Source organism: Psychromarinibacter sediminicola, assembly GCF_029168335.1.
GTDB classification, from domain to species: Bacteria; Pseudomonadota; Alphaproteobacteria; order Rhodobacterales; family Rhodobacteraceae; genus Psychromarinibacter; species Psychromarinibacter sediminicola.
In genome coordinates, this window is record NZ_JARGYC010000017.1 from 54,568 (window position 1) to 75,886 (window position 21,319).

Sequence of the window (21,319 nt, forward strand, 5' to 3'; positions counted from 1 at the left end):
GTGCGAAGCATGGGGCGGGACAGACGGGGGCACAGACGGGGGGCCGGCGTGCGGATCGCGGAACAGGTGACATTCGGAGGCTCGGCGCTGAACCGTGCGGCGGAACTGCGCGGCAATCCCGGGGCCATCGCGGCGCAGCTGGCCGATGCCCATGCGCGCGCCCTGCCCATCTGGCGCGGCAAGCCGCTGTTGACCGGCGAGGCGCTGGATCTGCCCGGCTGGCTGCCGCTTGACCACGCCGTCTTCGCGCAGGCGGGGCGGCCCGTGTTCCTGGGGCTGGACGACACCGGTCCGCGCTTTGCCTTCGACATCTCCGCCTGGGAGCCCGAGGAGGCGCCCGACACCCTCGGCGCCTTCTTCGACCCCTCGCAGCAGCGGCACCCGGCGCTGCCCGGCGACCACGTCTTCGCCGAGCTGCGCGGCGCGATGACCCGGATGACCCCGCGCGCGGCGGAGCTGGTGGCGACGGCCAAGGCGGTGCTGAGCTGGCACCACACCCACGGCGCCTGCGCCAAATGCGGCGCCCCGACCGAGATGACGATGGCCGGCTGGCAGCGCGACTGCCCGACCTGCGGCGCGCATCACTTCCCGCGCACCGACCCGGTCGTCATCATGCTGATCCTGCGCGGCAATTCCGTGCTGATGGGGCGCAGCCCGCACTGGCCCGAGGGGATGTATTCCCTGCTCGCCGGCTTCGTGGAACCGGGCGAGACCATCGAGGCCGCGGTGCGCCGCGAGGTGTTCGAGGAATCGGGCATCCGTGTCGGGACCGTGGACTATCTCTCCTCGCAGCCCTGGCCGTTTCCCGCCTCGCTGATGTTCGGCTGCCGCGGCGACGCGCTGTCGGCCGAGATCGAGGTCGACACGAACGAGATCGAGGACGCCATCTGGGTCAGCCGGGAAGAGATGATGGACGTGTTCGCCGGCAACAGCACGCGGCTGAAACCGGCGCGGCGGGGCGCCATCGCGCATTTCCTGATTTGGAACTGGCTGGCCGACCGGCTAGACTGACCGCCGGGGGCATCGGTCAGACGACGGAGACGGCAGGGGTGATGAAGCTTTCCACGCGCGAGGACATCGAGGCGCCGATCGAGCATGTCTGGTCGCGGGTTACGAATTTCGACGGGTTCGAGCGGCAGGCGCTGCGGCGCGGGGCCGAGGTGGTGCGCAACGACACCATGGGCGCGCCGGGGCTCGGCAGCGAATGGGACATCACCTATACCTTCCGCGGCCGGCCGCGCGAGATCGACGCCCGGGTCGCCACGTTCGACGCGCCCACCACGCTGCGGCTGGAGGCGCAGTCCGGCGGGCTGGACGGGACGGTCCAGGTCGAGCTCGTCTCGCTGTCGCCGCGCCGCACGCGGATGCAGCTGTCGCTTGAGATGGCGCCGCGCAACCTGTCCGGCCGGCTGCTGGTGCAATCGCTGAAATTCGCGCGCGGCAACATGGAAAAGCGGTTCAAGGGCCGCGTCTACGACTACGCGCAGACCGTCGAGGCGAGCTACCGGAAGGCGGGGTGATCCGCGCCGCGACAGTCGTCTCGCGTCAACGCCGCTCAGCTGCGCGGCAGGTCGGCGGGGTAGGTGCCGAGGATCTTCAGGTAGCTGGTGAAATAGGCCAGCTCCTCCATCGCCAGCTTGACGTTCGGGTCGTCGGGATGGCCCTCGATATCGGCGTAGAACTGGGTCGCGGTGAACGAGCCGTCGATCATGTAGCTTTCCAGCTTGGTCATGTTGACGCCGTTGGTCGCGAAGCCGCCCATCGCCTTGTAGAGCGCCGCCGGAATGTTTCGCACGCGAAACACGAAGGTGGTGATCATGTCCTCGTCGCGCCGCGCCGGGTCGCCCTCGCGCGCCATGATCAGGAAGCGGGTGGTGTTGTGGGCGTGGTCCTCGATATGTCGGGCCAGGATGTTCAGCCCGTAGATCTCGGCGGCGAGGTCGGAGGCCAGCGCGCCGATCGTCCGGGTGCCCGTCGCGGCGATCTCGGCCGCCGCGCCCGCACTGTCGGCGGCGGCCTCGCCGCGGATGCCGTACTCGCCAAGGTACGAGGCGCATTGCGGCAGCAGCACCAGATGCGCGCGCACCGTCTCGATCTCGTCGATCTTCACGCCGGGCAGCGCCATCAGGCTGATATGCACCCGCACGAAGGCCTCGTCGACGATATGCAGTCCGCTTTCGGGCAGCAGCCGGTGGATGTCGGCGACGCGGCCGTAGGTGGAGTTCTCCACCGGCAGCATCGCCAGATCGGCACGCCGCGAGCGCACCGCCTCGATCACGTCCTCGAACGTGCCGCAGGGCAGCGCCTCCATGTCCGGGCGCGCCTCGCGGCAGGCCTGGTGCGAATAGGCGCCGGGTTCCCCCTGGAATGCGATACGTCCTGTCATGGTGCTAAACCTGCGAAAAAAGCCCGGAAAGGTCGTTTGGTCGCGCCTCATATCCCTTGAACCGGGGATTGGGAAGCGGGTAGATAGCGCCGGAATCTGGACAGGACGGAACGCGACATGTTCGACACTATGACACTGACCAAGATCGTGGGCGGCTTCTGCGGCATGTTCCTGATCTTCCTGCTGGGCAACTGGGCGGGCGAGGTGATCTATCACGTCGGCGAGGGCGGCCACGGCGACGAGCATCATCAGGCCTTCACCATCGAGACCGGCGAGGGGGACGGTACCGAGGAGGAAGAAGTCGTCGAGGAGGTCGATTTCGCCACCGTCTACGCCGAGGCCGATGCCTCCGCCGGCGAAAGCCTGTTCCGGGCCTGCCGCTCCTGCCACCGGGTCGAAGAAGGCGAGAACGCCACCGGCCCGCACCTCTACGGCATCGTCGGCCGCGAGGTCGACGCGGTCGAGGGCTTCAACTACTCCGGCGCGCTGGAAGAGGCCGCCGATGTCTGGACGCCGGAAAACCTCAGCGCCTTTCTCGAGGATCCGTCCGGCTACGCCCCCGGCACGCGCATGTCCTATAACGGCATGGACGATATCGAGGACCGCGCCGACCTGATTGCCTGGCTCGACACGCTCGACGATTGATCGCGCGCGCGCATGTGTTACGCAGGGGCCGTCCCGTTTCGGGGCGGCCTTTTTCGTGGACGCACGGATCACGCGCGTTTGACGCAATGCAACTTGTCATCAGCTTTTTTTTCCTGAAAGTCGCGCAACACGCGCTAGGCTGGACGAAAGCGTTGCAGACAGGTTCAGACCGGAGGAGCCCGACATGCCGATGACCGCCCCTTTCCACCGCGCCCTTCCGCTGGCCCTGGCGTCGCTGGTGGCGCTCGCCCCCGCCGCCGCGGCCCAGGAGGACAAGGTGGAGGACAAGGTGACCGAGGCGCATGGCGTGTCCAATTTCGGCGCGCTGAAATACGGCCCCGACTTCGAGCATCTCGACTACGTCAACCCCGACGCTCCCAAGGGCGGCGAGATCAGCCAGTCGGCCTCGGGCGGGTTCGACAGCTTCAACAACTTCACCCGCAAGGGCGTGTCGGCGGCGCTGACCGAGCTGATGTACGAGGACGTTCTGGTCGGCGTGGCCGACGACCCCTACGGCCTCTACTGCTACCTCTGCGAGACGCTGGAATATCCCGAAAGCCGCGACTGGGTGATCTTCAACCTGCGCGACGACGTGCATTTCTGGGACGGCACCCCGATGACGGCGGAGGACATCAAGTTCACCTTCGAGCTGTTCATGGAGCAGGGGATCACCGAGTTCGTCAACGTGGTCGAGGGCTTCATCGAGGATGTCGAGGTGCTGGGCCCGCACCGCATCAAGTACACCTTCACCGAGGACGCGCCGCGGCGCGACGTGATCGGCATCGCCGGCATCATCGGGCCGTTCTCCAAGGACTGGTTCGAGGAAACCGGCGCGCGGATCGACGAATCCACGCTGGAGCCGTTCATGGCCACCGGCCCCTACCGCGTCGGCAGCTTCGACGTGGGCCGGCAGATCATTTACGAGCGCGACCCCGACTTCTGGGGCGCCGACCACCCGCTGAACGTGGGCCAGAACAATTTCGACCGCATCCGCGTGGAATACTACGCCGACTCCGCCGCCGCGTTCGAGGCGTTCAAGGCCGGCGACTACACGTTCCGGGTCGAGAATTCGTCGAAGCAATGGGCGACCGGCTACGACTTCCCCGCGCTGGAAAACGACTGGGTCGTCAAGGCGGAACTGCCCGACGGCACCATCGGCTCGGGCCAGGCCTGGGTCTTCAACCTGCGCCGCGAGCCCTGGCAGGATCCGCGGGTGCGCGAGGCCGTGCGGCTGATGTTCAACTTCGAATGGGCCAACGAGACCCTGTTCTACGGGCTTTATGAGCGCGTGAACTCGTTCTGGGAGAACTCGGAGCTGGAGGCGACCGGCACGCCCTCGGAGGCGGAGCAGGAGCTTCTGCGCCCGCTGGTCGAGGAGGGGCTGCTGGACGAGGCAATCCTGTCCGAACCGGCGGTGATGGCGCCGTCGAACGAGGCGGAAGAGAACCTGCCGTCGCGCCGGGTCCGGCGCGACGCGGTGCGCCTGCTCGAAGAGGCCGGCTGGAGCACCGGGGCCGAAGGCGTCCGGATGAAGGACGGCGAGCCGCTGTCGCTGGTCATCCTGAGCTACAGCCCGGCCTTCGACCGGATCATCAACCCCTATGTGGAAAGCCTGCGCTCGATCGGCATCGACGCGCGGCTGGAACGGGTGGACATCGCGCAATACACCGAACGGCGCCGGCTGGGCGACTACGACCTCGTCAACCACACCTTCAGCATGGGCTTCGAGCCCGGCGTCGGGCTGCGGCAATGGTACGATTCCAGCACCGCCGAGGACAGCTCGCGCAACCTGATGGGGCTGGAGAACGCCGCCGTCGACCGGCTGATCACCCGGGTGATCGAGGCCAGCGACCTCGACGGGCTGCACACCGCCGTCCACGCGCTCGACCGGGTGCTGCGCGCCATCGGGTTCTGGGTGCCGCAGTGGTTCAAGGACGTCCATACGGTCGCCTATTACGACATGTACCGCTACAGCGAACCGCTGCCGCCGCTGGCGCTGGGGCACCTGAGCTTCTGGTGGTACGACGAAGAGGCCGCCGAAGAGCTCCGCGCCGCCGGCGCCATCAACTGACGACGGGAGTCCCGCACCCTTGGGAGCCTATATCCTTCGCAGACTGCTGCTGGTGATCCCGACCCTGCTGGGGATCATGATCGTCAACTTCACGCTGACCCAGTTCGTCCCCGGCGGTCCGATCGAGCAGATCATCGCCAACATGGAAGGCCAGGGCGACGTGTTCGAGTCGATCTCGGGCGGCGGCTCCGAGGCGGCGCAAAGCTCGGGCGGCGGGGGCGGCGGCGCGAGCGACCGCTACCTCGGCGCGCGCGGCCTGCCGCCGGAATTCATCGAGGAGCTGGAGCGCGAATTCGGCTTCGACAAGCCGCCGCTGCAGCGGTTCCTCGACATGATGTGGAGCTACCTGCAGTTCGACTTCGGCGAGAGCTACTTCCGCTCGATCTCGGTCGTGGACCTGATCCTCGAAAAGATGCCGGTGTCGATCTCGCTCGGCCTCTGGTCCACGCTGATCGCCTACCTGATCTCGATCCCGCTGGGCATCCGTAAGGCGGTCAAGGACGGCACGTCGTTCGATACCTGGACCTCGTCGGCCATCATCGTCGGCTACGCGATCCCGGGCTTTCTGTTCGCCATCCTGCTGCTGGTGCTGTTCGCCGGCGGGTCGTACTGGAAGATCTTCCCGCTGCGCGGCCTGACCTCGGACAACTGGGAACAGCTGTCGCTGATCGGCAAGATCGCCGACTACTTCTGGCACATCACCCTGCCGGTCGTCGCCTCGCTGATCTCGTCCTTCGCGACGCTGACGCTTTTGACCAAGAACAGCTTCCTCGACGAGATCAAGAAGCAATACGTCATCACCGCCCGCGCCAAGGGCCTGGACGAGCGCCGCGTGCTCTACGGCCACGTGTTCCGCAACGCGATGCTGATCGTCATCGCGGGCTTTCCGGGCGTGTTCATCGCCGTGTTCTTCTCGGGCTCGATCATCATCGAGACGATCTTCTCGCTCGACGGTCTCGGCCGGCTGGGCTTCGAGGCGGCCGTCGCCCGCGACTATCCGGTGATCTTCGGCACGCTCTTCGTGTTCGGGCTGATGTCGCTGGTGGTCGGGATCGTGTCCGACCTGATGTACGTCTTCGTCGATCCGCGCATCGACTTCGAGAAGAGGGAGGGCTGAGCCATGGCACTGCCGGACGACCAGTACCGCCCCAAGCCGGAACCGCACGAGCCGAAACCGGAACCGCGCCCCGAGCCCACCCCCGGCGACCCGGCCGCGCCGGTGCCGCCGGTGCGGCGGGCGATGTGGCTGTCGCCGCTGAACCAGCGCCGCTGGCGCAACTTCAAAAAGAACCGCCGCGCCTACTGGTCGATGGTGATCTTCTGCATCCTGTTCGGCCTGTCGCTGTTCGCCGAGTTCATCGCCAACGACAAGCCGATCCTCGTCAACTACCGCGGCGACTGGCACATGCCGATCTTCCGCTTCTACCCGGAAACCGCCTTCGGCGGCGATTTCGCGACCGAAGCGGTCTATGCCGACATCGAGGTGCAGTGCCTGATCGTCTCGGGCGGGATGGACAGCTGCTTCGACGACCCCGAAGGCATCATCGCGGACGCGGAGGACGGCATCGTCGGCGGCGAGGAGATCGCCAAGGGCTGGCTGATGTGGCCGCCGATCCCCTATTCCTACAACACGATCAACGACATCGACGGCACCGCCCCCTCGGCGCCCAACGCCGCGCACTGGCTGGGCACCGACGATACCGCGCGCGACGTGGTGGCGCGGGTGATCTACGGCTTCCGCCTGTCGATCCTGTTCACCATCATCGTCACCTCCATCGCCAGCCTGATCGGCATCGTCGCCGGGGCCGTCCAGGGCTTCTTCGGCGGCTGGCTCGACCTGATCTTCCAGCGGCTGATCGAGATATGGGTCTCGACGCCGTCGCTCTACATCATCATCATCATGTTCGCGATCCTGGGCCGATCGTTCTGGCTCCTGGTGTTCCTGACCGCGCTCTTCGGCTGGCCGGCGCTGGTGGGCGTGGTGCGCGCCGAGTTCCTGCGCGCGCGCAACTTCGAATACGTCCGCGCCGCCCGGGCGCTGGGCGTGTCGAACTGGACGATCATGTTCCGCCACATGCTGCCCAACGCCATGGTCGCCACGCTGACCATGCTGCCCTTCATCATCACCGGCACCATCGGCACGCTGGCCTCGCTCGACTTCCTGGGCTTCGGCCTGCCGTCCTCGGCGCCGTCGCTGGGCGAACTCACGCTTCAGGCGAAGCAGAACCTGCAGGCGCCGTGGCTCGCCTTCACCGCCTTTTTCACCTTCGCGATCATGCTGTCGCTGCTGGTCTTCATCTTCGAAGGCATCCGCGACGCATTCGACCCCAGGAAGACCTTCACATGAGCCCGCTTCTGGACGTCAAGGACCTAAACGTCTCGTTCAACCAGGACGGCGAGACGATCCGCGCCGTCAACGGCGTGTCGTTCCACGTGGAAAAGGGCGAGACCGTCGCGCTGGTGGGCGAGAGCGGCTCGGGCAAGTCCGTCACTGCGCTCTCCACCGTGTCGCTGCTGCCGGAAAGCGCCGAGGTGAGCGGCTCGGTCGTCTACAAGGGCGACGAGATGGTCGGCGCCTCGGTCGAGACCCTGCGAAAGGTCCGCGGCAACGACATCTCGTTCATCTTCCAGGAGCCGATGACCTCGCTCAACCCGCTGCACACGCTGGAAAAGCAGCTGCGCGAGTCGATCGAGCTGCACCAGGGGCTGAAGGGCGACGCGGTGAAGACGCGGATCGTGGAACTGCTGGACAAGGTCGGCATCCGCGACCCGGAAAGCCGGCTCGCCGACTATCCCCACCAGCTGTCGGGCGGGCAGCGGCAGCGGGTGATGATCGCCATGGCGCTGGCGAACGACCCCGACCTGCTGGTCGCGGACGAACCCACCACCGCGCTCGACGTCACGATCCAGGCGCAAATCCTGGAACTCCTGGCCAAGCTGAAGGACGAGCAGGGGATGAGCCTTCTGTTCATCACCCACGACCTGACCATCGTGCGCCGCTTCGCCGACCGGGTCTGCGTGATGAAGGATGGTGAGATCGTCGAGCACGGCGCGACCAAGGAGATCTTCGACAACCCGCAGCACCCCTACACGATCAAGCTCCTGAGCGCCGAGGCCGCCGAGGCCCCGGGCCCCGTCCCCGAGGGCGCCGAGACGGTGGCCGAGACCGACTCCTTACGCATCTGGTTCCCGATCCAGCGCGGCCTGTTGCGCCGCGTCGTCGGCCACGTGAAGGCGGTGAACGACGCCACCATCTCTGTCCGCGCGGGCGAGACGCTGGGCATCGTGGGCGAAAGCGGCTCGGGCAAGACGACGCTGGCCCTGGCGATGATGCGGCTGATCCCGTCCGAGGGCCGGATCGCCGTGCTGGGCCGCGACATCACCTCGCAGCCGCGCGGCGCCGGCGAGGCGGGGGCGTGGGACTCGTTCAAGCGGTCGTTCAGTTCCTCCGACCGCCGCAAGATCCGCAAGCTGCGCTCGGACATGCAGATCGTGTTCCAGGACCCCTACGGCTCGCTCAGCCCGCGGATGACGGTGGAGCAGATCATCGCCGAGGGGCTGGCGATCCACAAGGTCGGCGACGGCCGGCCCCAGCGCGAGCTGGTGGCCGAGATCATGGAGGAGGTCGGCCTGCCGCTGGGCGCGATGGACCGGTATCCGCACGAGTTTTCCGGCGGCCAGCGCCAGCGCATCGCCATCGCCCGCGCCATGGTGCTGCGGCCCAAGCTGGTGGTGCTGGACGAGCCGACCTCGGCGCTGGACATGACGGTGCAGGTGCAGATCGTCGAGCTGCTGCGCAAGCTGCAGGAGCGGCACAAGCTGGCCTATCTGTTCATCAGCCACGACCTGAAGGTGGTCCGCGCGCTGTCGCACAAGGTCATCGTCATGCGCAACGGCGATATCGTCGAGGCCGGCGACGCGGCCACGATCTTCGACGCGCCGCAGTCGGACTACACCAGGCAATTGATGGCGGCGGCCTTCGACCTGCACGCGGAGCGCGTGGCTTAGGGACGGGGCCGCGCCTTCGAGAGCGCACCCACCCACCCACCCGCGCTCTCGAAGGCGCGGCGCGCATGTGGCAGGGGAAGGAATTCAGCTTCTGGCTCACCAAGGCAAAGCCTCGAAGCCACCATCGCCTGAGCCTTGCCTGACAGACGCCGTCCCGCCGCTCAAGAGGAATAGCGGTTTCCACGCCTGCGGCGCGGACCCTCCGCGATTCCTCTTGCCCGTCGTGCCGTCGCCTGTCCGTCGGGTCTCAGGCGACGGCGGCTCCGAGGCAAAGCCCGGATCGGATCAGGACGCGGGGTCCAGCGTGGTGCATTCGATGTTGCGGGCGGTCAGGCGCTCGCAGGCCAGTGCGGCGCCGTCGCGGGTCATGCCGACGAAGTTCGCGTCGAAGCCGCGCGCCGAATGCTTCACCTTGCGCAGCGCCTCGTCCAGCGTGCCCAGCTCGGTGAGCGCCGTCTGCAACAGCACCCGCTCCGCCTGGTAGCGCGAGGCATAGCGGCCCACGTTGATGCCCCAGTGCCGGTCGCCGCTGGTCGACAGCCGCTCGACCACCACGCGCTCGGGTGCGGCCGTCTCGGCCACCAGCGTCTCGGGCCGCGGCCGGGGGACCGCCGGGCCGTCCTCGGCCAGCCCGGCCATCTCGACCAGCGTCTCGGGCTTCGGCGGCGGCGGCACCGCGGCCGCCTCCGGCAGGCCCGTGGCCTCGGGCACCGTTTCCACGGCCGTCACCGTCGCCTCGATCGTCTCGGCCATCGCCACCAGCATCTCTTCCGGCACCTCGCTGCCCGGACGCAGACGGGGCAGGGGGCTGCGCTCCGGCGCGCGCTCGGCGTTGCGGATGCGCCCCGCATCGACCCCGGGCGTGTAGGGCGGCTTCGACGGCTTGCGCAGCGCCACGTGCTCGGGCACCCGCGAGAAGCCCAGGTCCAGAAGCTCGGCCACCTTCTCGTTGCGCTGCGCGGTGGAGCGTCCGCCATACATCGTCGCGATGATCCGCTTGTTGCCGCGAATCGCCGAGGCCACCAGGTTGAAGCCCGCCGCGCGGGTATAGCCCGTCTTGATCCCGTCGGCGCCCTGGTAGGCGCGCAGGAACCGGCGGTTCGTATTGGACACCTCGCGCAGCTGGGCGTCGGTCGTGATGCGCGAGAACAGGTTGTAGTATTCCGGGTAGTCGAAGAACAGGTGCCGGCCCAGCGTGGTCATGTCCCGCGCCGTCGACAGGTGGCCGTTCTCGGTCAGCCCGTGGGCGTTCTTGAACGTCGTGTCGTTCATTCCCAGCGCCCTGGCGGTCCGGTTCATCCGCGCCGCGAAGGCCGATTCCGAGCCCGAGATCGCGAAGCCCAGCGCCGTCGCCGCGTCGTTCGCCGACTTCACCGCCGCCGCGCGCACCAGGTAGCGCAGCTTGATCTTCTGCCCCGTCCGCAGGCCCAGCTTCGACGGCGGCTCCGCCGCGGCCTCTTTCGGGATGGTGATGACGGTATCCATGGTCAGTTCGCCATGCTCCACCGCCTGGAACACGACGTAGAGCGTCATCATCTTGGTCAGCGACGCGGGATGCAGCCGGGTGTCGGCATTGCGCGAATGCAGCACCTCGCCCGAGCGCATGTCCATCACCATGGCCGCGTAGGGGGCGGCCTGGCCCGGCCCGCCCGAGAAAATCGCGATTGCGAAGAGAACCAGCCCGATGCGGGCGGCCTGCACGAGACGACGTGTCACGGTGCTTATCCTGTTTGCTGCCTCGGTGCGCCGGATCTCACGCCCGGTCGCCTTGTTGTGAAAACAGTACCACGGCGCCCGCACCCCGAAAACAAAGAAATTTCAACGCCTTTCAATTATCTCTTCACCCAATCTGCTAAATATTGGGAAACGGGATTGCAGGCCCCCAAGATGTTTCATTGTGGCGGCAATGTGGCCGCGCGCTCAGGCGAATTCCCGCAGGACTGTGGCCAATTGGCCAAGGTCGGGGATCTCGCGGAACCGCGGATGCTCCGGCGCTTCGGCATGTTCCAGGTCCCAGGCGAGGTCGTGCGGCACGAACACGCCCCAGCCGCCCGCCGCGATCGCCGGCAGCACGTCGGACTTCATCGAATTGCCGACCATCATCGCCCGCGCCGCGCCGTCGCCGTGCCGCTCGAAGATGCGGGCGTAGACGTCGGGCGTCTTGTCCGACACGATCTCGACCCCGTCGAACAGCTCGCCCAGCCCCGACTGCGCCAGCTTGCGTTCCTGGTCCAGCAGGTCGCCCTTGGTGATCAGCACGACGCGGAACCGCTCGGTCGCGGCCGCGACGGCGTCCTGCGCGTGGGGCAAGAGCTCGATAGGATGGCCCAGCATCTCCTGCCCGGCGGCGATGATCTCGGAAACGACGCGGGCCGGCACGCGCTCCTCCGTGACCTCGATGGCCGTCTCGATCATCGACAGCATGAAGCCCTTGATGCCGAATCCATAACGCCCGATGTTGCGCCGCTCCGCCGCCAGAAGGCGCTCGTTCAGGTGGTCGGGCTCGGCATGGTCGCGCAGCAGATCGCAGAATCGGTCCTGGGTGATGCGGAAGAACTGCTCGTTATGCCACAGCGTATCGTCGGCATCGAAGCCGATCGTCGTCAACCTTTCCGTCATTTGTGCCCCCTAACCTCGACACGGGCCCTTGCGCCCCCCTTTTCACGGGGAACCATGGGCTTATATAGTCGCGGCACAGCAATCAAAGAGTTTTGCCGGAGTAGACCCGCGTGATGCGTTGGCCCGATCAGATGAGCGACAAGCCCGACGAGCCCGATGGCGACGCCGGCGTCGTCACCGAGACGCGCGCCAAGACGAAGCGTCCGCCGCTCTACAAGGTATTGCTCCTGAACGACGACTTCACGCCGATGGAATTCGTCGTCCACGTGCTGGAACGCTTCTTCGGCATGAACCACGCGCAGGCCTTCGAGCTGATGCTGCAGGTCCACAAGAAGGGCGTCGCCGTGGTCGGCGTGTTCAGCTTCGAGATCGCGGAAACAAAGGTCGGCCAGGTGATGGATTTTGCACGCCGCCACCAGCATCCGCTGCAATGCACCATGGAAAAGGAGTAGGGCGGGCGCGCCCGATCCGATGACGGTGTCCCGCCTGACCGGCGCGCTGGACAGCGGCGCCCTCGTGCTGCCGGAGGCAGGGCGAATCGCCGTGTTCCGGCCGCGGGCGGGCTATGACCTCTCGGCCCTGCCGAAGGACCGGGTGCAGGTGATCCAGGGCTTCCGGCCCGATCACGACGCCTTCGCCGCCGCGGGCTACGACACCTCCGTCGCCGCCCAAGGCGACTATGCCGCCGCGCTGGTCTGCGTGCCGCGCGCCAAGGCCGAGGCGCGGGCGCTGGTGGCCCGCGCGATGGCGGCGACGGGCGGCGGCCCGGTCGCGGTGGACGGCCAGAAGGCCGACGGGATCGAGAGCCTGCTGAAGGAGGCCCGCAAGACCGGCACGGTGGGCGAGGCGCTGTCCAAGGCGCATGGCAAGATCTTCGTCGTCACCGGCGGCGATTTCACGGGCTGGGCCGAGGCCGGGGAAACCACCGTCGACGGCGGCTTCGTGACCGTGCCGGGCCTGTTCTCGGCCGATGCCGTGGACGAGGGCTCGGCCGCGCTGGCCGCCGCGCTGCCGGCGAAGCTGCCCAAACGCATGGCCGATCTCGGCGCCGGCTGGGGCTATCTCGCCGCCGAGGTACTGACCCGCGACGGCGTCGAGGAACTGCACCTCGTGGAGGCCGAGCATGCCGCGCTCGACTGCGCGCGGCGCAACGTGACCGACCCGCGCGCCCGCTTTCACTGGGCCGACGCGCTGAGCTGGCGGCCGGACGAGCCGCTCGACGCCATCGTCACCAACCCGCCCTTCCATATCGGCCGCGACGCCGATCCGGGGCTCGGCCGCGGCTTCATCGCCGCCGCGGCGGCGATGCTGAAACCCTCCGGCCGGCTCTGGCTTGTCGCCAACCGCCATCTGCCCTACGAGGCCGAGGCCCGCGCCCGCTTTCGCGAGGTGCAGGAGATTGCCGGCAGCGGCCGGTTCAAGATACTGGCCGCCGCCAAACCGGTATCCGCCCGCGGCGGCGGCCGTTAACCTCCCCCCAAGGGAATCGGGACACCCACTCATGTCATTCTCCATCGCTGGAAAGACCGCCATCGTCACCGGCGCCGCGAACGGCGTCGGCCTGGCCATCGGGCGGCACTTCGCCGAAATGGACGCCAACGTCGTCTTCGCCGACATGGACGAGGCGCGGCTGATCAAGGAGGTCGGCGAGGCCGCCGCGAAAGAGGATTCCAACATCCGCTACTTCGCCGGCGACCTACGCGAGAAGCTGACCATCAACAATCTGCTCTCGGCGACCATCGACGCCTTCGACACCGTCGATATCCTGATCAACGCCAGCCGGCAGGTGCAGGCGTCGGACCCGCTGAACCCCGACGACGACGCGGTCGAGACGCTGTTGCAGCAGAACCTGATGACCTCGCTGCGGCTGACCCAGCTGGTCGCCAAGCGGATGATCAAGCAGGCCGAGGAGGAGGGCGACGAGGGGCCGGCGGGTTCGATCGTCAACCTGTCCTCGATCGCTGCGCGGCGCACCCACCCGGACCTCCTGGCCTATTCGATCAGCTGCGCCGCGCTCGACCAGATGACCCGGGCGATGGCGGTGGCGCTGGCGCCGCACCACATCCGGGTGAACGCGGTGGCCTTCGGCAGCGTGATGAGCGCCAGCCTGAAGGACACGCTGAAGGAGAACGACCGCTGCCGCGACGACATCATCCGCCACACGCCGCTGGCGCGCATCGCCAGCGCCGGCGAAGTGGCCGAGGCGACGCGGTTTCTCGCCTCGGACGGCTCGGGCTTCATGACCGGCCAGATCCTGACGGTGGACGGCGGCCGCTCGTTGATGGATACCGTCACCACGGCGGCGCACTGACGCACCGCTCGTCAGCCCCTCCGGGCCCTCCTCGCGAGAAGGGCCCGCCCGGGTCCGACGAGCGCCGCGCCGCCAGCAGGAAGGGGAGCCCATGACCGACGACTTCGCAGACCGCAAATCCCGCGCCTCCGCCTGGTTCCGCGAGCTGCGCGACGAGATCGTCGCCGCCTTCGAGGCGCTGGAGATGAGCCAGGACACCGGCCCCTTCGCCGAGGACGACGCCGGCAAGTTCGACGTCACCGAAACCAGCCGCGCCTCCGACGACGGCTCTGACGCGGGCGGCGGGCTGATGAGCGTGATGCGCGGCGGCCGGGTGTTCGAGAAGGTCGGCGTCAACATCTCCACCGTCTACGGCACCCTCGGCGAGGCCGCGCAGAAGGCGATGGCCGCCCGCGGCGTGCCGGGGATCGAGGTCGACCCGCGCTTCTGGGCCTCGGGCATCAGCCTCGTCGCCCACATGCAGAACCCGCACACGCCGGCCGTCCACATGAACACCCGCATGTTCTGGACGCCGAACGCCTGGTGGTTCGGCGGCGGCGCCGACCTCAACCCCTGCATCGAATATGCCGAGGACACCGAACAGTTCCACGCCGCGCTCAAGGCGCATTGCGACCCCCACGGCGACGATGTCTACGACCGCTACAAGGCCTGGGCCGAGGAGTATTTCTACATCCCCCACCGCCACCGCGCCCGGGGCGTCGGCGGCATCTTCTACGACGACCTGAATTCCGGCGACTGGGAGGCCGATTTCGCCTTCACCCAGGACGTCGGCCGCGCCTTCCTGCCCGCCTACCTGCCGGTGACGGAACGCCGCCGCGACATGCCCTGGACCGAGGCCGACCGCGAGACCCAGCTCGTCCACCGCGGGCTCTATGCCGAGTACAACCTCGTCTACGACCGCGGCACCAAGTTCGGGCTGGCCACTGGCCACGACGCCAACGCCGTGCTGATGAGCCTGCCGCCGCTGGCGAAATGGCCGTGAGGTACCCGCCCTAAGACCGCCCGGACGCCGCCGCCCCCGCGCTGACCGCCGCCGCGCCTCGGCGCCGCGGCTCACAACAGGCTCGCATCCTCCTCGTCCAGCTTCTTTGGCGCCGCCGGCACGCGCGGCAACTGCCCCATCGGCGTGCCCGGCATCGCCACGGTCGCCGTCGGCATCTGGAACGCCCCCGCCGTCCCGGCCCCGGAGGCCGCCCCCGACGCCGCTCCGGCCGGGGCCATCTCGCCGCGCACCTGCGCCAGGTAGGCCCGGTGATCGCTGGCCGCCTGCACCGTCTGTTTCACCTGCCCGCGCAGCTGCTGCACATAGGCCTTCCACTTCGCCCGGTCCAGCCGCGCCCCGCGCGCCAGGTCGCCCCGGCCATAGCCGGTCTCGTAGACCCGCTTGCCCAGCAAGACGGCCTGATAGGTCGTGTGATCGAACAGCGACGCGAAGGGCAGGTCGTACTGCCCCGGCAGCGCATAGCGCCAGACCTCCAGCAGTTCGGCCAGCCGCTCCGGCACCTCCAGCGCCTCGCGCGCGTCGATCCAGTACTGCGTGTCGGTCCGGTTGCTCAGCGCGTAATGCAGGCAGATGAAATCCCGCACCTCGTCGTAGAGCTTGTCGGTCAGCCGGTTGTACTGGTCCCGAAGCGCCGGCGCGAAGTCGCTGTCGGGGAAGTAGGTGACCAGCCAGCGGACCCCCAGATCGACCATGTGGATCGCCGTCGATTCCAGCGGCTCGATGAAGCCGCCCGCCAGCCCCAGCGCGACGCAGTTCTTCACCCAGGCGTTGCGGGTGCGCCCCACCCGCATCGGGATCACCCGCGGCTCGGCATCCTTGTGGGCGGGGCCGAGATGGCGCAGGAAATCCTCGCGCGCGGCGTCGTCGCTGACATGGGCGCTGGAATAGACGTATCCGGTGCCGATCCGGTTATAGAGCGGCACCCGCCAGGACCAGCCGTTGCCGAGCGCCGTCGAGCGCGTGACCGGCTCCAGCTTCTGCGGGTCGGGATGCGGGATCTGCAGCGCCATGGCGCGGTCGTTGGCGAGGTAGTTCGAATAGCTGACGAATGGCTCGCCCAGGGCCTTGTTGATGATCAGCCCGCGGAACCCGGTGCAGTCGATGACAAGCTCCACCGGATGCCGCCCGGACCGCTCCAGCTGCAGCGCGGCGACATAGCCGTTGTCGTCCAGCTCGACCTCCTGCACGTCGTCCGGCACGTGCCGCACCCCGGCCGCGACGCAGGTCTCCTGCATCAGCTTGGCGAACTTGCCGGCGTCCAGGTGATAGGCGAAGCCGACCTTCAGCGTCTGGTCGAAGTCCCCCGCGCCGGGCAGCCGCGGCGCCTTGCAGGCCCGGATCAGGTCGACCGTCGGCGCGAAGGTCTGCACGAAGTCCAGGTTGCCGGCGCCGATGTCGTTGTAATAGACGCCCAGCTCCATCCGCCCGAAGGACGGCGGCAGGGCGAACGGGTTGATGTAGGAAATCGGCTTTCCGGCGCTGTCGCGGTTCCAGTCGACGAAATCGACGCCCAGCTTGAACGAGGCGTTGCAGGTCTTGAAGAACTTCCGTTCGGACAGCCCGGCATCCTTCAGCGTGCGGGGCATGTTGGGCACCGTCGCCTCGCCGACGCCGACAGTGGGCACGTTCGGGGATTCGATCAGCGTGATCTTCGCCTTGCGGCCCTGCGGCATGCCCTTCTGCAGCAAAAGCGCGGCCAGCCAACCGGCCGTGCCGCCGCCCACGATGGTCACTTCGCGTATCGGCTCCGCCATGCCGCCTGTCCCCCTCGCCTGTCTTTTCCGTAGGGGAAGTCTAGCCGCACGGGCCGGGCGGTGTCACGGGCCTCCGCGGGGTGGGGTATTGGTATGGCGCGCCGGGGCCCGGTGCTTTGGGGCGCGCGCCCGGTGCGCGCGATGCGGGGTGTCCGGCGCGACTCGTTCTACGCCGAACAAACCCGATTGCCGTGTGCCCGCCGGGAGCCGTGGCCAACGGAATGCCGGGCCATTCACGTAGGTCGCGCATCCCCGGACCTTGCGCACGGGGAAGGATGGGAGGGCTGTGGAGAGGACGCCACCCATTGCACGGCACCGGATCGGCGCGGACGATTTTCACCTGCCTCGCGTGGCGCACTGTTTGAGCGCGGCCGCTATCCGGCAGAGCCAAGGAAGGAGTGTCGAGCAGTACCGTCCGGGCCACACTGCACGACACTGGGTTTTCCGTGGGACATTTCCACCTGCTCCGCGCGGCGGACCGCCGTGCAGCGCCGTCCCTCCGCAGGCTTGCGCGGCGCCACTGGCGCCACGATCCTGCCTCGCGCCCGGGCAACTGTGTTCTCAGGTCGGTTTCGTCGGGCCGGCGCTGCACGGCGTTGCCCTCGACCGGGGCCGCTGCCCGGCAATGCCGAGAAAGTCGTGTCGTGTAGTATGCGTCCAGACTGTCCTGTTAGCGCTATCCGAAGAAATTTCAACAAGTTGGACCCCCGTCCAACCTCGGACACTCTCCGGACGGGCGCGATCCGGCCCCCCGCTACCCCCGGATCGCCTCCAGCATCCGATGCACGTTCTCCGGGTTCGCATCCGGCGTGATCCCGTGGCCCAGGTTGAAGATATGCGGCCCGCCCGAGAACGCCCGGACGATCCGCTTCGTCTCCGCCACCAGCGCCTCGCCGCCGGTCACCATGAGCTTGGGATCGAGGTTGCCCTGCACGCAGCCCTTCGTCTGGACATGCGCCGCCGCCCAGTCCGCATCGACCGAGTTGTCGAGCGCCACGCAGTCGGCCCCGGTCGCGGCGTGGAAGCCCTCGTAGAACTCCCCCGCCTCGCGCGGGAAGACGATGACCGGCAGGCCCGGATGCCGCTCCTTCAGCGCCGCCACGATCCGGCGGGCGGGCTCCAGCGCGTATCTCCGGAAAGCCTCGCCCTTCAGCGAGCCGGCCCAGCTGTCGAAGACCTTCACGACCTCCGCCCCCGCCTCGACCTGCGCCGAGAGATACAGGATCGTCGCCTCGGTGATCCGCTCCATCAGCGCGTCGAAGACGGCCGGGTTTTCCTGCCGTAGCGCGTGGGCCGGGCCCTGATCCGGCGTGCCCCGCCCGGCGATCATGTAGGTCGCCACCGTCCAGGGGGCGCCCGCGAAGCCGATCAGCGTGGTCTCCCCGGGCAGCTCCTTCGACAGGATACGCACCGTCTCGTAGACCGGCGACAGGGTCTCGTGGATCGCCCCGGCGGGCTTCAAGGCGTCGAAATCGGCCGGCCCGTCGATGGTCGACAGCCGCGGCCCCTCGCCGGTGACGAACCACAGGTCGGCCCCCAGCGCCTGCGGCACCAGCAGGATGTCGGCGAACAGGATCGCCCCGTCGAAGCCGTAGCGGCGGATCGGCTGCAGCGTCACCTCGGCGGCCAGCTCGGGCGTGTAGCACAGGGTCAGGAAATCCCCCGCCTTCGCCCGGGTGGCCTTGTATTCCGGCAGGTAGCGGCCGGCCTGCCGCATCAGCCAGACCGGCGGCACCGCCTGGGTTTCGCCCGCCAGGGCCTTGAGGATCGTCTTTTCTGCCATGCATGCCTCCTGTCGCCCGGCTTGGTCCCGCGCGGGTGGCCGCAAGTCAAGCCGGTATCGGCGGCGGCGGCCCGATGCCGCGGCAATCGAGGGCTTTTCCCGGCCGCCCGCCGGCGATAGAGCAGGGCGCATGACCAGGCCCACACCCGACGCCCCGCTCAAGATCGGCACCCGCGGCTCGCCGCTGGCGCTGGCCCAGGCCCACGAGACCCGCGACCGGCTCGCCGCCGCCTTCGACCTGCCCGCCGAGGCCTTCGCGGTCGTGGTCATCAAGACCACCGGCGACGACGCCGCGCTGATCGCGGCCGACAAGCCGCTCAAGGAGATCGGCAACAAGGGGCTCTTCACCAAGGAGATCGAGGAGCAGCTATTGTCGGGCGGCATCGACATCGCGGTCCACTCGATGAAGGACATGCCGACCGAGCAGCCCGCGGGCCTGATCCTCGACTGCTACCTCCCGCGGGAGGACGTGCGCGACGCCTTCGTGGCGCCGGCGCTGCAGCGGATCGCCGACCTGCCCGAGGGGGCGACGGTGGGCACCTCCAGCCTCCGGCGGAAGGCGCAGCTTCTCAACCGCCGGCCGGACCTGACGGTGGTCGAGTTCCGGGGCAACGTGCAGACCCGGCTGAGGAAGCTGACCGACGGGGTGGCCGAGGCGACTTTCCTGGCGATGGCGGGGCTGAACCGGCTGAACCAGCCGGGCATCCCGCATGCCCCCATCGACCCGGGCGACATGCTGCCGGCGATCGCCCAGGGGGCCATCGGGATCGAGCGGCGGTCCGACGATGCCGCGACGGGCGAGATGCTGGCGGCGATCCACGACGCGCGGACGGCGACGCTCCTGGCGGCCGAGCGGGCGTTTCTGGCGGCGCTGGACGGCTCCTGCGAAACGCCCATCGCGGGGCTGGCGGAGCTCGACGGCGGAACCCTGCGGCTCAGGGGCGAGATCCTCAGGACCGACGGGTCGGAGGCACTGGCCGACGCGGCCAGCGGCCCGGCGGAGGACGGCGCCGAGATCGGCCGGACGATGGCCCAGGGGCTGCTCGCCCGGGCCGGCGAGGGGTTCTTTGACTGGCGGTGAGCCGATGACGGCTTGAAAACCGCCGGCAAAGCCCGTATCTGCCGCCCACCCGACCGTTGAGGAAGACCCATGGCCACCCGCACCAACCCGCTTCAGTTCATCCAGCAGGTCCGCGCCGAAGTCGCGAAGGTCGTCTGGCCGACCCGGCGGGAGGTGCTGCTGACCACGGTGATGGTCTTCATCATGGCCACGCTGACGGCGATCTTCTTCTTCCTGGTGGACTGGATCATCCGGTCGGGGCTGCAGCTGCTCTTGAACGTGGTGGGCTGACGCCCGACGGGTGTCCAAGGTTGGACACCGTATCAACTCCCTGAAATCCTTACAGATAGCGCTAACGGCATTTGCGTCCGCGTGTGGATGTCGTGTGCTTCGGGAGCGGTGGACGACCCCGCGTCCGGGGGCGCGGGCCTACCGACCCCACGGACGAGGCCATGCCGGCGGGGCGGGCGGAAACGCTTGAATCCGGCGGCGTTGCGCTGTATCGGGGCCGGACTTCCCCGACACGACAGGCTTCGATTCGACCGGCCGGCCTTGACGTGTTCGGGAGCCAGACAAAACAACGGCGCGAATTTTCGTCGAAAATTCGGGGCACAGCGAGGACGGGAACGGTATGGCGAAGCGGTGGTATTCGGTGAGCGTGCTCTCGAATTTCGAAAAGCGCGTGGCGGAGCAGATCAAGCACGCCGTCGCCGATGCCGGGCTGGAGGACGAGATCGAGGAAGTCCTGGTGCCGACCGAAGAGGTCATCGAGGTGCGCCGGGGCAAGAAGGTCACGACCGAGCGCCGCTTCATGCCCGGCTACGTGCTGGTGCGCATGGAGATGTCGGATGCCGGCTATCACCTGATCACCTCGATCAACCGCGTCACCGGCTTCCTCGGCCCGCAGGGCAAGCCGATGCCGATGCGCGACGATGAGGTGAATTCGATCCTGAACCGCGTCGAAGAAGGGCAGGAGGCGCCGCGCACCCTGATCCATTTCGACGTGGGCGAGAAGGTGTCGGTGACCGACGGCCCGTTCGAGGGCTTCGACGGCATGGTCGAGGAAGTGGACGACGACAACCAGCGCCTGAAGGTGTCGGTGTCGATCTTCGGCCGGGCCACGCCGGTGGAGCTGGAATACACGCAGGTGTCAAAGCAGTCGTAGCGGCGGGCGCCAGCTTCTGCCTTCTTCAAACGCCCCGGTCCTGAGCCGGGGCGTTTTGCGTTGGGGGTGCGATTGCGCTCAGCAACAAGCCATCAAGGTACCAATACGCAGGAGGTTTTGCCTTGGGGTTCTGCCCTAGTTGACCCACTGGCGATGGGGGCGCGATGGAAGAGGGACAAAAGCGACCGTTCTTTGGCGCACTACTTCTGTCAGGGGTTTTTGACCGCCTCGCGTACGAGCCACCGGATTGCTGGCGAACGGTTGAGTTAGGTTTCCTTTGCTAAAGTTCGCTAGAACCGTTTCCGCACTCGCGCGGAGGTTACATGCAGCACAGTTTCGGGGACTTCCTCAGACATGGCGGCGACGGCCAGTATGTCATGGCGAAGCGGAACGGCCATGTCGTCGGTCGCCGTGTTGGACTTGCCTGGCACCCGGCGACGTCGTCATCCTGGACAACCTCTCTGCCCATAAATCCCAGGCATCTCAGGCCCTTCTGAAGGCCCAGGGAAACTGG

At 67.9% G+C, this 21,319-nt stretch carries 19 protein-coding genes; 14 read left to right on the forward strand and 5 right to left on the reverse strand.

Annotation, left to right across the window (positions count from 1 at the left end; genetic code table 11):
• The first annotated feature begins 48 nt into the window (after window positions 1-48).
• Together nudC and P1J78_RS08495 are read left to right on the forward strand one after the other, a co-directional pair.
• A complete protein-coding gene (nudC, locus tag P1J78_RS08490) occupies window positions 49-1,011 on the forward strand; it encodes an NAD(+) diphosphatase (protein ID WP_275566910.1) in 963 nt (320 codons plus the stop codon).
• 41 nt (window positions 1,012-1,052) lie between these two features.
• Window positions 1,053-1,520: an SRPBCC family protein gene (locus P1J78_RS08495; RefSeq protein WP_275566911.1), complete on the forward strand. Its 468-nt coding sequence runs from the start codon at window positions 1,053-1,055 to the stop codon at window positions 1,518-1,520.
• A gap of 35 nt (window positions 1,521-1,555) precedes the next feature.
• Here the strand turns inward: P1J78_RS08495 and P1J78_RS08500 are convergent, their stop codons facing one another.
• Entirely contained in the window at window positions 1,556-2,386 is an 831-nt protein-coding gene (locus tag P1J78_RS08500) for a prephenate dehydratase (RefSeq protein WP_275566912.1), read from the reverse strand.
• A 117-nt stretch (window positions 2,387-2,503) separates the two neighbouring features.
• Here P1J78_RS08500 and P1J78_RS08505 point away from each other — a divergent pair, with 117 nt between their 5' ends.
• From P1J78_RS08505 to P1J78_RS08525, 5 genes are all read left to right on the forward strand, one after another.
• Window positions 2,504-3,031, forward strand: a complete 528-nt coding sequence (locus P1J78_RS08505; protein WP_275566913.1) for a c-type cytochrome — start codon at window positions 2,504-2,506, stop codon at window positions 3,029-3,031.
• 184 nt (window positions 3,032-3,215) lie between these two features.
• Window positions 3,216-5,102, forward strand: a complete 1,887-nt coding sequence (locus P1J78_RS08510) for an extracellular solute-binding protein (RefSeq protein WP_275566914.1) — start codon at window positions 3,216-3,218, stop codon at window positions 5,100-5,102.
• 19 nt (window positions 5,103-5,121) lie between these two features.
• The gene (locus P1J78_RS08515) at window positions 5,122-6,219 is read left to right on the forward strand and encodes a microcin C ABC transporter permease YejB (RefSeq protein WP_275566915.1); all 1,098 of its coding nucleotides are present in this window, start codon (window positions 5,122-5,124) and stop codon (window positions 6,217-6,219) included.
• 123 nt (window positions 6,220-6,342) lie between these two features.
• Window positions 6,343-7,449, forward strand: a complete 1,107-nt coding sequence (locus P1J78_RS08520; RefSeq protein WP_275566927.1) for an ABC transporter permease — start codon at window positions 6,343-6,345, stop codon at window positions 7,447-7,449.
• Window positions 7,446-9,110 (forward strand): ABC transporter ATP-binding protein, encoded by a 1,665-nt coding sequence (locus P1J78_RS08525; RefSeq protein WP_275566916.1) that lies wholly within the window; start codon window positions 7,446-7,448, stop codon window positions 9,108-9,110. The genes P1J78_RS08520 and P1J78_RS08525 overlap by 4 nt, the downstream gene beginning before the upstream one ends.
• A 285-nt stretch (window positions 9,111-9,395) precedes the next feature.
• Here the strand turns inward: P1J78_RS08525 and P1J78_RS08530 are convergent, their stop codons facing one another.
• Both P1J78_RS08530 and P1J78_RS08535 read right to left on the reverse strand, forming a co-directional pair.
• A complete protein-coding gene (locus P1J78_RS08530; protein ID WP_275566928.1) occupies window positions 9,396-10,727 on the reverse strand; it encodes a D-alanyl-D-alanine carboxypeptidase family protein in 1,332 nt (443 codons plus the stop codon).
• A 303-nt stretch (window positions 10,728-11,030) separates the two neighbouring features.
• Window positions 11,031-11,729, reverse strand: a complete 699-nt coding sequence (locus P1J78_RS08535; RefSeq protein WP_275566917.1) for an HAD family hydrolase — start codon at window positions 11,727-11,729, stop codon at window positions 11,031-11,033.
• Window positions 11,730-11,860: 131 nt separating this feature from the next.
• Here P1J78_RS08535 and clpS point away from each other — a divergent pair, with 131 nt between their 5' ends.
• The 4 genes from clpS (at window position 11,861) to hemF (ending at window position 15,022) form a co-directional block, all read left to right on the forward strand.
• The gene (gene clpS / locus P1J78_RS08540) at window positions 11,861-12,181 is read left to right on the forward strand and encodes an ATP-dependent Clp protease adapter ClpS (RefSeq protein ID WP_275566918.1); all 321 of its coding nucleotides are present in this window, start codon (window positions 11,861-11,863) and stop codon (window positions 12,179-12,181) included.
• 19 nt (window positions 12,182-12,200) lie between these two features.
• Window positions 12,201-13,199, forward strand: coding sequence for a class I SAM-dependent methyltransferase (locus P1J78_RS08545; RefSeq protein ID WP_275566919.1), 999 nt, complete (start codon window positions 12,201-12,203; stop codon window positions 13,197-13,199).
• Window positions 13,200-13,230: 31 nt separating this feature from the next.
• A complete protein-coding gene (locus P1J78_RS08550) occupies window positions 13,231-14,040 on the forward strand; it encodes an SDR family NAD(P)-dependent oxidoreductase (RefSeq protein ID WP_275566920.1) in 810 nt (269 codons plus the stop codon).
• 91 nt (window positions 14,041-14,131) lie between these two features.
• A complete protein-coding gene (gene hemF / locus P1J78_RS08555) occupies window positions 14,132-15,022 on the forward strand; it encodes an oxygen-dependent coproporphyrinogen oxidase (protein WP_275566921.1) in 891 nt (296 codons plus the stop codon).
• Window positions 15,023-15,093: 71 nt separating this feature from the next.
• On the opposite strand, the gene P1J78_RS08560 is transcribed toward hemF, so the two are convergent.
• Both P1J78_RS08560 and hemE read right to left on the reverse strand, forming a co-directional pair.
• Window positions 15,094-16,797, reverse strand: a complete 1,704-nt coding sequence (locus P1J78_RS08560) for a tryptophan halogenase family protein (protein WP_275566922.1) — start codon at window positions 16,795-16,797, stop codon at window positions 15,094-15,096.
• A 754-nt stretch (window positions 16,798-17,551) separates the two neighbouring features.
• Window positions 17,552-18,580, reverse strand: coding sequence for a uroporphyrinogen decarboxylase (hemE, locus tag P1J78_RS08565; protein ID WP_275566923.1), 1,029 nt, complete (start codon window positions 18,578-18,580; stop codon window positions 17,552-17,554).
• Window positions 18,581-18,710: 130 nt separating this feature from the next.
• On the opposite strand from hemE, the gene hemC reads away from it, so the two are divergent.
• The 3 genes from hemC to nusG all read left to right on the forward strand — a co-directional run bounded on the left by hemC (window position 18,711) and on the right by nusG (window position 20,805).
• Entirely contained in the window at window positions 18,711-19,661 is a 951-nt protein-coding gene (gene hemC / locus P1J78_RS08570) for a hydroxymethylbilane synthase (protein ID WP_275566924.1), read from the forward strand.
• 69 nt (window positions 19,662-19,730) lie between these two features.
• On the forward strand, window positions 19,731-19,931 hold the full coding sequence (gene secE / locus P1J78_RS08575) for a preprotein translocase subunit SecE (protein WP_275566925.1): 201 nt from the start codon (window positions 19,731-19,733) through the stop codon (window positions 19,929-19,931).
• Window positions 19,932-20,271: 340 nt separating this feature from the next.
• Window positions 20,272-20,805, forward strand: a complete 534-nt coding sequence (gene nusG / locus P1J78_RS08580) for a transcription termination/antitermination protein NusG (RefSeq protein ID WP_275566926.1) — start codon at window positions 20,272-20,274, stop codon at window positions 20,803-20,805.
• Window positions 20,806-21,319 lie beyond the last annotated feature (514 nt).